At 60.9% G+C, this 14,430-nt stretch carries 12 protein-coding genes and 1 tRNA gene; 2 read left to right on the top strand and 11 right to left on the bottom strand.

What is annotated here, in order from left to right:
* Positions 1–513: 513 nt before the first annotated feature.
* The 3 genes from Q362_RS0110155 to Q362_RS0110145 form a co-directional block, all read right to left on the bottom strand.
* Positions 514–590 (bottom strand) — tRNA-His (locus tag Q362_RS0110155).
* Between the two features lie 53 nt (positions 591–643).
* Positions 644–1,300: a zinc ribbon domain-containing protein gene (locus Q362_RS0110150; protein ID WP_028318602.1), complete on the bottom strand. Its 657-nt coding sequence runs from the start codon at positions 1,298–1,300 to the stop codon at positions 644–646.
* A gap of 239 nt (positions 1,301–1,539) precedes the next feature.
* Positions 1,540–3,225, bottom strand: coding sequence for a prephenate dehydratase domain-containing protein (locus tag Q362_RS0110145; protein WP_028318601.1), 1,686 nt, complete (start codon positions 3,223–3,225; stop codon positions 1,540–1,542).
* A 222-nt stretch (positions 3,226–3,447) separates the two neighbouring features.
* Here Q362_RS0110145 and Q362_RS0110140 point away from each other — a divergent pair, with 222 nt between their 5' ends.
* Complete coding sequence (locus tag Q362_RS0110140; protein WP_245590200.1) at positions 3,448–6,441, top strand: DEAD/DEAH box helicase; 2,994 nt, start codon at positions 3,448–3,450, stop codon at positions 6,439–6,441.
* Here Q362_RS0110140 and Q362_RS0110135 read toward each other — a convergent pair.
* The 7 genes from Q362_RS0110135 to tolQ all read right to left on the bottom strand — a co-directional run bounded on the left by Q362_RS0110135 (position 6,389) and on the right by tolQ (position 12,478).
* Positions 6,389–6,805: an SH3 domain-containing protein gene (locus tag Q362_RS0110135; RefSeq protein WP_169737404.1), complete on the bottom strand. Its 417-nt coding sequence runs from the start codon at positions 6,803–6,805 to the stop codon at positions 6,389–6,391. The two genes, Q362_RS0110140 and Q362_RS0110135, sit on opposite strands and share 53 nt — an antisense overlap.
* A gap of 29 nt (positions 6,806–6,834) precedes the next feature.
* Positions 6,835–7,629 (bottom strand): TlyA family RNA methyltransferase, encoded by a 795-nt coding sequence (locus tag Q362_RS20130; RefSeq protein WP_035216297.1) that lies wholly within the window; start codon positions 7,627–7,629, stop codon positions 6,835–6,837.
* A gap of 2 nt (positions 7,630–7,631) precedes the next feature.
* The gene (ybgF, locus tag Q362_RS0110125; protein WP_028318598.1) at positions 7,632–8,729 is read right to left on the bottom strand and encodes a tol-pal system protein YbgF; all 1,098 of its coding nucleotides are present in this window, start codon (positions 8,727–8,729) and stop codon (positions 7,632–7,634) included.
* A gap of 97 nt (positions 8,730–8,826) precedes the next feature.
* Positions 8,827–10,080: a Tol-Pal system beta propeller repeat protein TolB gene (tolB, locus tag Q362_RS0110120; RefSeq protein WP_051554078.1), complete on the bottom strand. Its 1,254-nt coding sequence runs from the start codon at positions 10,078–10,080 to the stop codon at positions 8,827–8,829.
* Between the two features lie 94 nt (positions 10,081–10,174).
* Complete coding sequence (gene tolA / locus Q362_RS0110115) at positions 10,175–11,338, bottom strand: cell envelope integrity protein TolA (protein ID WP_084312545.1); 1,164 nt, start codon at positions 11,336–11,338, stop codon at positions 10,175–10,177.
* A gap of 20 nt (positions 11,339–11,358) precedes the next feature.
* Complete coding sequence (gene tolR / locus Q362_RS0110110) at positions 11,359–11,781, bottom strand: protein TolR (protein WP_028318595.1); 423 nt, start codon at positions 11,779–11,781, stop codon at positions 11,359–11,361.
* A gap of 4 nt (positions 11,782–11,785) precedes the next feature.
* Positions 11,786–12,478, bottom strand: coding sequence for a protein TolQ (gene tolQ / locus Q362_RS0110105; protein ID WP_028318594.1), 693 nt, complete (start codon positions 12,476–12,478; stop codon positions 11,786–11,788).
* Positions 12,479–12,852: 374 nt separating this feature from the next.
* Here tolQ and Q362_RS0110100 point away from each other — a divergent pair, with 374 nt between their 5' ends.
* Positions 12,853–13,764, top strand: a complete 912-nt coding sequence (locus tag Q362_RS0110100; protein ID WP_028318593.1) for an NAD(P)/FAD-dependent oxidoreductase — start codon at positions 12,853–12,855, stop codon at positions 13,762–13,764.
* A gap of 107 nt (positions 13,765–13,871) precedes the next feature.
* On the opposite strand, the gene Q362_RS0110095 is transcribed toward Q362_RS0110100, so the two are convergent.
* The gene (locus tag Q362_RS0110095) at positions 13,872–14,423 is read right to left on the bottom strand and encodes a DarP family protein (RefSeq protein ID WP_028318592.1); all 552 of its coding nucleotides are present in this window, start codon (positions 14,421–14,423) and stop codon (positions 13,872–13,874) included.
* Between the last annotated feature and the right edge of the window lie 7 nt (positions 14,424–14,430).

Below are 14,430 nucleotides of genomic sequence, written 5' to 3'. Positions count from 1 at the left end.
ACAGATCTCTCGTACATTGCACTCAACACATTGGCAGCCGCCATGATTGTCCTGAACAAGGTCATGATTATTTATAGATAATCACTAAAGAAAGTCCACCCCCATCCCGGAGAGTATAAATTTTTTCTTTCGGCTTAGCATTTCGGACCGCAGAGTCCGATAACAATTTCTCTCCTGTTATCGACATATTAACACCTCAATACGTTTAAATAACCCGGAACAGCGCGCTGCTACTGATTTTAAAACGATATTTCAATGCATTACTTCAAAAAAGCGTACAGAGGATCCGCTACGGGACAACTCTATATTTTTCTATTTTAGAACAGAAATTCAGAAATATAAATCAAAAAGACGTGTAGACCAACACCAGGTGCGACCTGCTACCCATGATCCTACACGTTTCTCTTTCGGACACCGATGGATTCCAACAGACTTTCCTGGACAACAAAAAACCCGCTTTCCTTGTCAGAAAGCGGGTTTATATACTTCTTTGGACTTCTTTAGACTATTGAATGGGGTGAGCGATGGGACTTGAACCCACGACCTCCGAGGCCACAACCCGGTGCTGCCACCAACTGAGCTACGCTCACCACGCAAACGTGCGCTTATATACTCGTATGCCCTCTTTTTCGCAAGCAGAAAGTCAGGTTGCCAGCTCCCGCTGGCAGTGCTTGCAGACCGTGGCCCTGGCCTTGATCAGCTCGGCGCAGTACGGGCATTCCTTGAGGAAATGGTTGGCCAGGATCTGGCCGATGGCCAGGTTGACCTCCTGCTCCAGATGAGGGTCCTTGAAGGCATGGTTGCGCAACGGCTCGACGCAGGCGGTATCGTTCAAGGGGACCAGCAGTTCGACGGCCCGCTTGCGGTCGTCGATCCGGACCGAATCATCAAGGAGAACCGTCAGCACCGGTGCGAGCTGCTTCTGCTCCACACATGCATCCAGGGCGGCCAGGGCCTCCTGTTGGCGCTGATAGCGCTCATTCTGGCGCTTGATCGCCTCGATGTCGACGACGCTGCCGGTAAAGGCCTCCCTGGTGACCACCATCATGTTGTAGGTCTCCTTGGAGTTGGGGAGTTCCATGTACCGATACGAGCCGACATGGCCGTAGTGGTTGGCGATATAATCCCACCCCTTGACAAAGAGCGGGCAGGTGTCGTTCAGGCAGATGAAAAGATATTCCGAGCCCCAGCCCAAGCCGTCCCCCACATGCACGGGCGGCGCGTGGCACAGGGTCAGGTCGCCGCTGCAATGCGGGCAGTAATGTTTTTCTTCGATGTATCGCAACAGGGTGGACAGCATGAATTTTCTGGCTCCTCAATGTGATTGAATGGGGCCCTCCGCCTGGGGCAGAGGGCATGGCGGACCGCCGACCGGCGGCGCGATCGAATCGGCTCAGCCGGGGCCGGAGCGCGTGGCGGACTGGAGCAGGACCACGGCGCACCACAGAACAAAAAGCACCAGCAACGCGAACGTTCTTTTCTTGGGATGATTCATGGCCGTAGGGTAACCATTGCCCCTGGGAGGGTCAACCGGCGCGATCAAATCATCCGTCCCAGCACGTCGTCGACCGCCTTGGCCTGCTCCATCCGGGCCTGGAGAAAGGCCTCGCTCAGATGCTCGGCATTGCTGTCGACCAGGGCGCAGAGGTCGGCAATAGAGGCGGCGTCGGCCATGCGGATCACCCGGTCCAGATTTCTGGCGAAATCGATGACGATCTTGCGGCTGTCGCCGGCGGTCGACATGATTTCGGCATAGGTGCGCGAATTCTGGGAATGCACCCGCGACATGGCGAGGATGGGATAGAGCGAGGTCAGGGTGCAATGGCTGGCGATATCCTCGCTGGTGATGTCGTTGTCGTGAAGGGTCATGGCCAGGGCCACCGAGATCAGCGTGGGCAGCTTCTGGCCGATGCCCATCAGCAGGTCGTGCTTGGAGGGAGAATCGTGGTAGATGTCCGCCCCGTGCTTGTAGAGAAACGCCTCGAATTCGCTGCAGAACATGCCGCTGCGCGGGGTGCGCACCACGATGGCGTTCTTGTCCTTCATGGTGGCGGCCTGAGGTCCCCAGAGGTTGTGCACCAGCATGACCTCGACCTCGCCGTTGGTCGCATCCAGGGCGGCCCTGATGGTTTCCTCCGACTCGCCGGCCAGCAGGATCAGGGCCTTGCCCGGCCCGATCAGCGGACCGTACTGGCGCACCGTCGCCGAGGTGACCGAGATCGGCACGCAGACCACCACCACATCGACCCGCTCCACCATCCGCTCCGGCCGCAGGGCAGTGGTGCGTCCGGTGAGCAGGACCTCGTAGCCCTCGCTCTCCAGCCGTTTGGTGAACCATCTGCTCATGGCGCCGGTGCCGATGAAGCCGAACGATTTTATGTATTTGGTCCGCATGTCGACCCTGGGGAAACTGCCCAGGACGCGGATCATGCCCTGCTGCTGGATGACCCGCGACTCGACGTGCGCCAGGGCGCTGGCCAGGATATCGGTCCGGATATGGCCTTCCGCTTCGAGATAGATGCGGAGTTTCTGGGTCTTGATATCGTTTTCCGTGCGCATGTCGGCGATGTTGATGCCGCGCCGGGAAAACTCGCTGAGAATGTCGACCAGGATGCCCACCCGGTCGTCCAGCGGCTCGGTGATCAGCGTGGTGGCGTCGTAGCCGGTCACGGGCGCAAGGTCGTGGCCGAGCACGGCGTAGCGGGTGCGGTTGTGCGGGGCGACCTCGCGCTCGACGATGCGCAGGCCGAGCGCGTTGAGAGCCTCGGCGCTGTCGATCACCGCCGTGCCCCGCACCTGCCCGCTCCGGCGGAGGTCGGCCACGGTCTGTTCGATATCCTGGACGCTCATCTCGGTGATGCCGGGCAGCCGGTTTTCGATGAACTCCTCGCACTGGTTGAACGCCTCGCGCTTGCCCACCAGCAGGCGCAGGTCTTCGCTGGCAGCCTCCTCGTCGAATACGCCCAAAGAAAGGCTGGAGTGCAGGATGACGTTGTCGATCCAGTACCCGGACTTGATCTGGTCGAAGAAACGGAAATACTGTTTCTTTTCCCCTTCGCGGGTATTATACACCGGCAGCACGGCGTACTCGACCTCGCGGCCGGCAAAGGCATCGAGCAGGGCCTTGACGTGCGGATAGAGGCGAATGTCTGCCCCGCTGTCGTACTGCACGGCGGCCTGCCATGATTGGGAATGTTCCGGGCCGAGGGTGGCGATCGTTTTCATTGCACACTGTTCCTGCGCGGGTTGAGGCATGGTTGCCGCACCGGCCGGGCCGGTCGCGGCGGGTGGCATCGGCGCGAAGAGCGGCGGCGACGCATTCAGCCGATGCTGCGCATGTAGGTATTCCAGGAAAGAAAAAGCGCGGAATGCGAGATAACTCCGGAAAAGAACTACAACGAGGTCAATTACATTTTCAACGGCGGATAGGCAAGATTTTTTTCTCCCATGATGCAAACAGATGGTAGCAAGCCCGCCCCGGATCGGGAAAACGGCACGGTAGCGGAATATATCGCCGCCCTGAAGGGTTCGGGCAAGTTCGGGCCGCAGGTCGTGGCCCATCGGACGGTCGCGGCTTCGGCACCGGTCATCGTCCCGCCCGATGGCCTGGCCGACGTACTTCAACGTCTCCTGCTGGATGCCGGCGTGCAGGGGCTCTACACCCATCAGCAGGAGGCCATCGCCCATGTCCTGGCCGGCCGCAACACAGTGGTGGCCACGCCCACTGCCTCGGGCAAGAGCCTGATCTACACCCTGCCGGTGCTGCACACCCTGCTCCGGGAGCCGGACGCCAAGGCGCTCTATCTTTTTCCCCTCAAGGCCCTGGCTCAGGATCAGCTCAAAACCGCCCGGCACCTCTGGCACCTTCTGCCGGAGACCATCCGGGGCGAGCGGCCCGTCGCCGCCATCTACGACGGCGACACCTCCGGTTACCAGCGCCGGAAAATCAGGGAGATGACACCTCCAGTGCTGATCACCAACCCGGACATGCTCCACCTGGCGATGCTCCCCTATCACGACCGCTGGGCCAGCTTCTGGAGCAACCTGCACCATGTGGTCATCGACGAGGTCCACACCTACCGGGGCATCTTCGGCTCGCACGTGGCCTGGGTGCTGCGGCGGCTGCAACGGATCTGCCGCCTGTACGGTGCCGACCCGGTCTTTGTCCTCGCCTCGGCCACCATCGGCAACCCCGGCGAACACGCGCGGCTGCTGCTCGACGCACCGGTCAGCGAAGTCGTCCGTTCCGGCGCAGGCCATGCCGCCCGCCATGTCCTGCTGCTCAATCCGCTCGATTCGGCGGCCACCAGCGCCACCCAGCTCCTCGAGGCCGCGATCAGCCGGGGCCTGCGGACCATCGTCTACTGCCAGTCGCGCAAGATGACCGAGCTGATCACCATGTGGACCGGGCATCGGCTCAAGGAGCGCAAGGGGCTGATCGCCTCCTACCGCTCCGGATTCCTGCCGGAAGAGCGCCGGGCCATCGAGGAAAAGCTGGCCAGCGGCAGCCTGCTCGGGGTCATTTCCACCTCGGCCCTGGAGTTGGGGATCGACATCGGCGACCTCGATATCTGCATCCTGGTCGGCTATCCCGGCTCGATGATGGCCACCTGGCAGCGGGCCGGTCGGGTCGGCCGCGGCGGCCGGGAATCACTGGTGGTGCTCATCGGGCACGAGGATGCTCTGGATCAGCATTTCATGCGCAGCCCCGAGGATTTTTTCTCCCGGCCGGTGGAGCCGGTGACCATGAACCCGGACAACCCGCATATCGCCGGCCCCCAAATGGTCTGCGCCGCCGCCGAACTGCCGCTCACCGCTGCCGATCCGCTGCTGCAATCCGGGCAGGCCGCAGGGTTGATCGACCGGCTCACCCAAAGCGGCCGCCTTCTCCAGTCGGCGGACGGGGCCACCTGGTTTTCGCCGCGGACCTATCCGCAGCGCCAGGTCAACCTCCGGGGCGGCGGAGTCACCCTGACTATATGGGAACAGCCCCACCGGCGGCCGCTGGGCGAAATCGACGCCCACCGGGCCCTGCGGGAATGCCATCCCGGCGCCATCTACCTGCACATGGCCCGGACCTACCACATCGACAGTCTGGACCTGGAAGGCCGGGAAATCCTGGCGACTCCGGTCACCCCGCCCTACTTCACCCGGGTCACGGCCGAGAAAAACACCGAGATCGTGGCGGTACGCGATACCCTGCACTTGGGGGCGACCCGCATCCATTTCGGCACCCTGCGCGTCACCGAGCGGATCACCGGCTACCACAGAATCGCCCAGCGCAGCCTGCGGATCATCGCCCGCATTCCGCTGGAGCTGCCGGCCCAATGCTTCGAGACCGAAGGATTCTGGATCGAGATTCCGGCCCCGCTCCAGGCACAGATGGAAGCGGCCCGCCTCCATTTCATGGGCGGCATCCATGCCATGGAGCACGCCCTCATCGGCATGATGCCGCTTTTTGTGCTGTGCGACCGCAACGACCTCGGCGGCATTTCGCACCCCTGGCACCACCAGGTGGAGGGACCGGCGGTGTTCGTCTACGACGGCTATGCCGGCGGCATGGGGTTGACCGCCAGGGCCTTTGCCCGCATGCCCGAACTGCTGGCGCAAACCCGCCGGGCCGTGGCCGGCTGTCCGTGCGAGTTCGGCTGCCCCTCCTGCGTCCACTCGCCGAAGTGCGGCTCCGGCAACCGTCCCATCGACAAAGGGGCCTGTCTCTTTCTCCTGGAACGGCTGCCGCAGGGACAGCCGACAATGGCGCGGGCGAGCGCGCCCATGCCGCGGCCCGAACCGGTCGACCGTCCGTTTACCCTGCCGGAGAACTACGGCGTTTTTGACGTGGAAACGCAAAAATCGGCGCAGGAAGTAGGCGGCTGGCACCGGGCCGACCTGATGCGGATCAGCGTGGCCGTGCTGTTCGAGGGGGCGACGCAACGCTTCACCGTCTTCACCGAAGACGATATCGAAAAACTGGTCGAGCGGCTGCAAGGGCTCGATCTGGTGGTGGGCTTCAACAACAAACGCTTCGACAACAAGGTGCTTTCGGCTTATACCCGCCACGATCTCGGCCTGCTGCCGTCCTTCGACCTGCTGGAGGCAATCACCGGACAACTGGGCTACAGGCTCAGCCTGGACAGGGTGGCGGCGACCACGCTGGGGATACGGAAAGAGGGCGACGGCCTGGATGCCTTGCGCTGGTTCAGGCAGGGCGAAATGGACAAACTGGCGGCGTATTGCCGGAAGGATGTGGAAATAACCCGCAATCTCTTCCTGTTCGGGCTCCGGCAGCGACACCTGCTGTTCCGCAACAAGGCGGGGCAGGAGGTGCGGTTGCCGGTCGATTTTGCCGGATCAATCCGAACGGTGCTCGATCGTCATCGGGCAACGCTCACGGCCAGACGGAATTTTTGTGGACCCAGCCGGTCAAGCTGGGATGCGTGACCTTGATCCAGTCGCCCTTTTGCTCCACTTTCTGCAAAATGACATCCCGCACCCCGTTGCCGACTACTTTTTCCTTCGTTCCGGGGCCACTGTAGATCTTGCATTCCTTGGTCTTGACGATGACATGGGGGGTCTTGCCGACCAGCGACTCCTGAATATAACCTTTGTCGCCTTCGTAGTCGCTCACCTTGAGCCATTGCCCTTCCTTGCCGAGTACCTCCAGGGGATAGCCGAGCGGCAGTTGAAACAGGATCTCGGCATCGGTGCCGGGAGCCGAACGCAGATTGACTCCGTCCTTCACCACGCTCACATATTCGGTGGCGCAGGCACTGCTTACGGCAAAGACCGTTGCCAGCACTGCCATCGAAACGCTTTTTCCCCACGACCGAACCATCACTCCTCTCCTTTTTCTTTCACGGGTTTTATTTCTTCTTGCGCAGGACCGGCGGGGCCGGTCAACAGCATGAAAAATTCCTGATTGCCTTTCGTTCCCCGGACCGGGGATGCCACCATAGCCGCGCAACGCAGACCGAGCGATTCGCCGAATCGCTGCACCATGGCGAGCGCCTGTCGGTGCAGGTCAGGATCGCTGACGATCCCTCCCGGCCCCACCGCTTCGCGCGGCAGTTGAAACTGCGGTTTGACCAGGACGAAAAGACGGACGAAATCGCCAAACAGCGGCAACAGGGGGGCAAGGAGCGGTTCAAGGGAGATGAACGAGGCGTCGATAACGGCCAGATCAAGGGGATCGGCTACCTGCTCGCAGGTCAGATAGCGGGCATTGGTGCGCTCGAGCACAACCACCCGGCCGTCCTGCCGCAGCCTCCAATCGAGCAGGCCGTAGCCGACGTCGACGCTGTACACCCGGCGCGCCCCGTGCTGCAGCAGGCAGTCGGTAAAACCGCCGGTCGAACAGCCGATATCGGCACATACCCAACCCTGGGGGTCGATGCCGGCGGCACGCAGTCCACCGTCAAGCTTTTCCCCGCCCCGGCTGACGAACCTTGATGTCACCTTGACCGTGAGCGGACTGTCCGGTGCCACAAGCTGGCCGGCCTTGTCGCAGACCCGGGTGTCGACCAGAACGATACCGGCGCCGATCAATCGGCGGGCCGTGGCGATGTCGGTCGCCAGTCCCCGGACAACGAGCAGGTTATCGAGCCGTTGTTTCGTCTTTCCCGATGCCAATCTTACAGCTTGCCGAGCCGCTCCTTGGCCTGGGCGGCTTCGGAACTGCTGCCATAGTCGCTGATCAGTTTTTTGTAGATGATCTTGGCCGTCTCGTGGTCGGTCAGTTTCTCGAAGGACATCCCCTGCTTGAGCAGGGCACTCGGAGCCAGGGCATCTTTGCCGTGGTTGGAAATCACCTTCTGATAATCGAGAATGGCAAGATCGTACTCGCCCTGATTATAGAGACTTTCCCCCATGTAATAAAGCGACTTGGCGGCCTGGCTGCCATTGGGGTTGGCGGCAAGGGATTGCTCGAACGATTTATAAGCCTCTTTGTATTTCTTGTCCTTGAACTGGCCCATGCCGCTGGAGAAGGGGTCCGAGGACGAAGCGGCGGCCGGGGCGGCAGCTTTTTCCGGGGCGGGTTTCTCCGGCGCGGGAGCGGTCGTTGTTTTGGACGAAGCGGCGGCGGCCTGCTTCGCAGGAGGCGGTTCCGGAGTGGCCGAGGTCGTTGCCGCAGAAGCGACCTTGGTCTTCTTGCTGTCCGGACTCACCTTGACGACACCGGTCGCCGGAGCGGCCGGGGACGAAGAAGACGCCGGAGACTGCGAAGCGGCGGTGCTCGCCTGCGCCGCCTTCTGCCTAGCCGCTTCGGCCCTCTGTGCAGCGGCCTGCGCCCGTTTCTCGGCTTCCGTGATCCTCTCCTGCTGGGCCTTGCTGAAATTTTCACTGACCAAGGCCAGTTTTTCCTCAAGTACCGCCACCTTCTGGGTCAGCTCGGCGATCCTGGCATCCTGACCGGATTTCGTGTTGTCGAGCGAAGACTGCAATCTGGCGAGTTCCTGATTGATCTGATCGCGGAACTGCATGTTCTGACTCGTATTTTCTTCAATACTCGATCTGATGCGTGACGTTTCGTCCTCGACCTGATCGAGTTTGCTCACCGAACTGGCCTGCCGGCGCTGCATCTGGTCGACCGCGTTGGTCCTCACATCTTCAAGTCTTTGATTCATCGAGCGAAGCTGCCGTTGCAGGCTCTGCACCTCATCCTGGGTCGCGCACTGCGTCAACAGAAGCAGCGAACAACCGGCCATTGCGATATGTTTCAGGCTTTTCATTGCAGTCAAGCTCCCTTTCTTCGAGGAAACAACCACCATTCTGCTTACCTATGAAGACAGTAGTGTGTCATACTGTTGGGTTCGGGCCAGTCGCCGGTCACGGCAGTCGGCCGGACCATTGAGGATAGGATTGGTTGCCCTTCATGGTGAAGAGCACCCGGATATCCTTGCCGTTCTTGCTGACCACACAGATCTCCGACCGGCTGCCGCTCTTGCGGCTGACAGCGATCAACCGACCGTCCGGCGACCAGGTGGGCGATTCATAGCTCCCGCCGCCACTGCTCAATTGACGAACATTGCCGCCGTTACGGTCCATGACGAACAGTTGATAAACGCCGCCCTGCCCACCGGTAAAGGCGATTTCATCCCCTTTGGGCGACCATACCGGTTCGCTGTTTTCGGAATATTTGAAAGTCAGCCGTTTCGCCTGTCCGCCCACGGGACTCATCACGTACACATTGGGTCTGCCGCTGCGGTCGGAGACAAAGGCCATCGATTGCCCGTCGGGCGAGAAGGAGGGGGAAACGTTGATGCCGGCGCCGGACGTCAGTTGCTTGAGAATCTCGCCCTGGCGGTTCATGAGGTACAAATCGGGGTTGCCGTTCTGACTCAAAGTCACCACCATGCTGCGACCATCGGGTGTGAACGCGGGCGCCAGGTTCAGCCCCTTGCGCCGGGAAAGGGACGTGGTGGTGCTGCTCTGCCGCAGGTCGGTGATGTAGAGATCCTGGTTGCCGCGGTGATAGGTCGAATAGGTGAGGAAATTGCCGTCCGGGGTGAATCGGGGGGAAACGCACAGGGCACGGTGGCTGGTCACCTGCCGGGGATGGCGTCCCAGGATGTCGCTGACATACACCTCCTTCCGGCCGGTGGCATCGGAGATATAGGCCATGCGGGTTCGGGCGACGCCCATTTCGCCCGTGAAATCCTCGATCAGGGCATCGCACAGCCTCAGGGTCATCTCTTCGAGTTGATCGGCGCTCCCCTTGTAGCGGCGGCCAGCCAGCAGCTTGTTGCTGGCCACATCGAGGATCTGCCCCTCGATCATCATACCGGCGGGATCAGGCCCCACCTTGCCCATGACGACGAAATCAGCTCCCAGGCTTTTCCAGTCCGCATCCCTGCCGCCGCCGTAGCGGCTCGAATCGATGACGCTGACAAAACTGTGCAGGGCCAATCCCTTACTCAAAAGCTGCGTCACCGCCGGTCCCTGGCCGTCGCCTGAGAAGGCGGGAACCGCCACCATGATTTTCCGCAACTCCGAGGCGGTGATGTCGAAGTAGGCCCGCTCGGCCTTGCCTTCCCCGGCCAGCAGACAAAAAAAGGAACAGACGACAAGCGTCAGAATCATCGCAACATGTCGTTTAAACGTCATAACCGTTCACCGAAAGAAAAAAGGGGAAGGGAAAAAATCGGGCAAAGTATTTCCAGATATACACGATCTCTCACATATTGCCAAGTTCACCGGGTCTGAATTTAAACCCGACTTCAGTCGTTTCTTGCTGCATCAGCGCCGGAAAACGCGGCATTGGCGCAGCGCTCCTGATCGTCTTTTCCACGAGTTGATCAAAAAGCGGATCCTTTGAGCGCTGGTCGAACTGGATCTGGGTGACCTCGCCGTTCTTGTTGATGGTGATCGACACCAGGGCAAGCAGGCTCGCATCCCATTTGCGCATCTCCGGCAGCACCCAACGTTCCCTGACCCGCTGAGCCACCGCTCCCCAATAGGTTTGCTCGACGATCGACTGGGCCTGCTGCCGCCCCGAGGAGCCACCGGTGACGGCACTCTGCATGGCCTGCGTCCTGCGGCCCGCATCGGCACGCACCGCAGCGGCGGCGGCGGCAGCGGCGTTTGCCTGGGCCGCCAACTCGCGGGCTTCGGCAGCGGCGGCACGCGCCTCGTTTTCGGCCCTGATCTGTTCGAGTCGGGCCTGGGCAAGGGCTTTCTTCCGCTCTTCCTCGCGCCGCAGGGCTTCCTTGCGTTCGGCCTCCCGCTTGCGCTCCTCGATCTTTTTCTGGAGTTCGCGTTCCTCCTGCTTGCGCTGCTCGGCCTCCCGCTTGCGTTCTTCGATCTTTTTCTGCAGTTCGCGCTCCTCCTGCTTGCGCTGCTCCAGTTCGCGCTCCCTGACCTTCTCCTCCTCCAGCCTGGTATCCTGCACCTTCTTGATCTTGCGTTTTTCGGGTGCCAACGAGATCGGGTCTTTCAACTCCACGGGTTCGGGAGCCACGGGTTCGGGTTGAACCGCGACCTTTTCCTTGGGCGTGGGCGCAAGCGGTTCGGGAGGGGCCACCGGTTCCGGTGGTGCCGCCGGTTCCGGCGGTGGTGGCGGGGGAGGAGGCGGAGGCTCCATCTTTTCGGCGGCCGGCTTGGCGGGATTGGAGGCAGCCGCAGGAGCCGATGCCGCCGGAGTTCCTCCGGTATCGGGCATGGCAACCAGGCTGACGGAAACGACCTCCTCAACGATCGCCCGGCTCTCAAACAGCGGGGGCATGAACGCGACCGTCAGCACAACGGCGACATGCACACAAACGGCCAACGAACACGCCAGCCACCAGCGTCGGTCAGCCTCCTGCTGCAGAAGGTAAAATTCCGTCTCTCTATACTGCACGGATGTCCAGCCAGTCGCTCTTACTTGTCTTTTTCGGCCGGGACGGTAATCATTCCCAGTTTATCGAAACCGGCGGCGTGGATGTCGGCCATGGTCGAGGTGACCACGCCATACGGGACGTTCTTGTCGGCACGAAGATAAATGCCCTCTTTTTTCGTTTCGGGTGGCATGGCCCGCAGCTGCTGCTGTAACGAGGCGGGGGTCATTCTTTCCTTTTTGAGGTAGACATCGCCTTCCTTCTTGATGGTCACCACCAGGGGTTCCTCCTGCTGCCGGAGCGCCTTGGTTGTCGCCTCGGGCAGATCGACCTCCAGCCCCTGGGTCATCATGGGCGCCGTGACCATGAAAATGATCAGCAACACCAGCATGACGTCGACCAACGGCGTCACGTTGATGTCGGCGACCAGCCCACGCTTTCCCCTGTTGTTTCCTAACGGTCCCATACGATCACGTCCTGGTGAGGATATCTCGCTCGATCAGGTTGATGAAATCAGTGCTGAAGCTCTCCACGTTGGAGTCGAACTCGGCGACCCTGTTGGCAAAATAATTGTAGAAGATGACGGCGGGGATGGCAACGGCGAGACCGGCGGCCGTGGCGACGAGCGCTTCCGAGATACCGGGGGCGACAACGGCCAGCGAAGCCGATCCCCGCTCGCCGATCCCTTGAAAGGAGGCCATGATCCCCCAGACAGTGCCGAACAGACCGATAAACGGTGTGGCGCTGCCGGTGGTGGCGAGAATCGAAATCGAACTGGACAGGCGGTCGGATTCAAGGAACTGCGCCTTGCGGACGGCCCGTTTGAGATTGTCCATGGTGGCCAGTTGCATCTCCAGGGTGGCCGGCACCTGCCCGCTGCTGCGCGCGGCACTGATTTTTTTCAACTCGTTGTAGCCGGCGACAAAAACGGTGGCCTCGGGGCTGAGGGGGAATTCGCGCGCCGCCTCGTAGGCTTCGTTCAGTGTTTTGCTCTCCCAGAATGCATCGAGAAAATCCAGGGAAGCATTGCGGGCCTTTCTGAGAACGAGAAATTTCATAATGACGATGGACCATGAAATCACCGAAAAAATGAGCAGGATGAACATGATCAGCTTGCCCATCATTCCGGCGTGTTTCATAATTTCAAAAATAGAAAACTCCACGACGTTCCTTGTTGTTGATGTTCATCTCGCGCGGCACCCGTGAGCGGAAAGCGACCTCCGCCTGGGGCCGCAGCACCAGCCGTGCCGCGATGCAAAAAACGCGACCCGCTCTGCAGCCTATACCCCGCCGTAAGCGGCACATTCTGCAAGCGGGCCAAAGGAGAACGTTGCACCACTGTTGGTCTGCCTTCGATGCAGGGGCCGCACCGACCGGAAAAGCTGATTACAATAACCTTAAATCATATACGAAATCAATAAATCTGTCGACCTCGATCTGGAGATGGGGTACACATCTCCAAGTATTCTTTGATCGCCGACAGTCACGACGGCTCGCCCGAGTCCTTTTCCCACTTTTCAATCTTGAGGAACTGCACATGTCCGTTCAGACATACGATGTTGTCATCATTGGCACGGGGCCTGCCGGTGTTCAGGCCGCCATTCACGCCTCCAGAAAGAAGACCCGGGTCCTGATGCTGGGACGCGTTGAAAACTCGGCCCTGCACGGTGCCCATATCGAAAATTACGCCTTTGTTCCCGGCGTCTCTTCCGGAGGCGACCTCCTGCGGCTCGGCGTGGAGCAGGCCCAACGGTTCGGTACCGAGATCTCCGCCGAAGACGTACTGAGCATCGCCCAGGCAGAGGATCTCTTCCATCTCGAACTGGAAGGCGGCGGCGCCATTGCCGCCCGCTCCCTCATTTTCTGCATGGGTGTCGCGAAGAAGAAGCTCAATGTTCCCGGCGAGAAGGAATTGTCCGGCCGGGGCGTTTCCTATTGCGTGGATTGCGACGCCAATTTCTACCGGGGAGCGGTCGTCACCGTCACCGGCGACCGTAGCGCCGCCGTGGACGGCGCCCTGACGCTCCTCGACTACGCCGCCAAGGTCTATCTGGTTGCGGAAGAACTCAATGTCTCCAAGGAATTGCTCAACCGGCTGGAAAAAAGCAAGGTGGAACGCATCCACAGCTCGATCAAGCAGATCATCGGCGAGCGGATGGTTCATTCCCTCCTGTTGGCAAGCGGCCAAACGCTGGAGACCGAAGGGGTCTTCATCGAGTTGGGTTCCAAGGGTGCTCTGGAACTGGCCACCCAGATCGGCGTTCAGCTCGATACGGAATCGTTCAAATACATTGCGGTCAACCGGCACATGGCCACCAATGTCCCCGGCATCTATGCGGCGGGCGATATTGTCGGTCCTCCGTATCAGATGGCCAAGGCGGTGGGCGAAGGATGCATCGCCGGCATGGAGGCCGCCACCTACGCCCGCAAGATACGGAAGGAAGACTGACCGACAGTGATCGGCCCCGGAGGGAAGAAAGCGGGAATCGCCGATGTCAGAAAAAAGCGGCCCGGAGGTCGGCGGCAAATACACCGGCCGCCGCACGGCACTCCGGCCTATTCCTTTCCGGAGCGGTTGCCCTGCCGTTGCCGCATCTCCTGGATCGATCGGAGATAGCGAAAAATTTCTCGACTGTAGCGGGGGTTTCGGGTGCGGGCAAAGAGGGCGGCGAGCCGTGCAAGGGCGAGCGGGTCTATTTCCGGCATCTCGGCCTGGAGGGCGGACAGGGTCTCGCCCGTCCACTGTTCCTCCCAATCGTTGCCGCTTTGCCGGCAGCGTTCCTGTTGTTCCAGGGCCTCGTTGATCAGGGCGTCGCGGTAGAACTCCAGGGCGTGCATCTGTTTCCGCGCCGCCAGCGCGTTGCCGCGATGCCGGCCGATCAGGTCGTACAACCCTTCAAGCGGATACTGTTGCACCATCTTGGTCAGATATTTAATCTGGCGTTGCCGGACGCCCCCCCGCAACGCGGCCGCCTCGAGGAGCAGCTGCCTGAATTCATCCGGAACCTGTGCCTGCCTCAGGGTCTGCGGCGGCAGGCGTACCAGTTCGGCGACGAGTTGCTCGATTTCCTTGACCCTTCTCTTCTGCTCGGACCGGCTTATCTGCATGGGCGCA

Origin of the sequence: Desulfobulbus elongatus DSM 2908 (genome assembly GCF_000621145.1) — a bacterium.
Lineage (GTDB): Bacteria > Desulfobacterota > Desulfobulbia > Desulfobulbales > Desulfobulbaceae > Desulfobulbus > Desulfobulbus elongatus.
This window is presented reverse-complemented; position numbering and strand designations above follow the sequence as displayed.

Bases quoted from the DNA above. Each gene is read 5' to 3' on its own strand.
- Q362_RS0110135 (WP_169737404.1), bottom strand. From the start codon at position 6,805: ATGGCAGTGCTGGCAACGGTCTTTGCCGTAAGCAGTGCCTGCGCCACC.
- tolR (WP_028318595.1), bottom strand. From the start codon at position 11,781: ATGGGACCGTTAGGAAACAACAGGGGAAAGCGTGGGCTGGTCGCCGAC.
- Q362_RS0110100 (WP_028318593.1), top strand. From the start codon at position 12,853: ATGTCCGTTCAGACATACGATGTTGTCATCATTGGCACGGGGCCTGCC.
- tolB (WP_051554078.1), bottom strand. From the start codon at position 10,080: ATGATTCTGACGCTTGTCGTCTGTTCCTTTTTTTGTCTGCTGGCCGGG.
- Q362_RS0110150 (WP_028318602.1), bottom strand. From the start codon at position 1,300: ATGCTGTCCACCCTGTTGCGATACATCGAAGAAAAACATTACTGCCCG.
- Q362_RS0110145 (WP_028318601.1), bottom strand. From the start codon at position 3,225: ATGAAAACGATCGCCACCCTCGGCCCGGAACATTCCCAATCATGGCAG.
- Q362_RS0110095 (WP_028318592.1), bottom strand. From the start codon at position 14,423: ATGCAGATAAGCCGGTCCGAGCAGAAGAGAAGGGTCAAGGAAATCGAG.
- Q362_RS0110140 (WP_245590200.1), top strand. From the start codon at position 3,448: ATGATGCAAACAGATGGTAGCAAGCCCGCCCCGGATCGGGAAAACGGC.
- ybgF (WP_028318598.1), bottom strand. From the start codon at position 8,729: ATGAAAAGCCTGAAACATATCGCAATGGCCGGTTGTTCGCTGCTTCTG.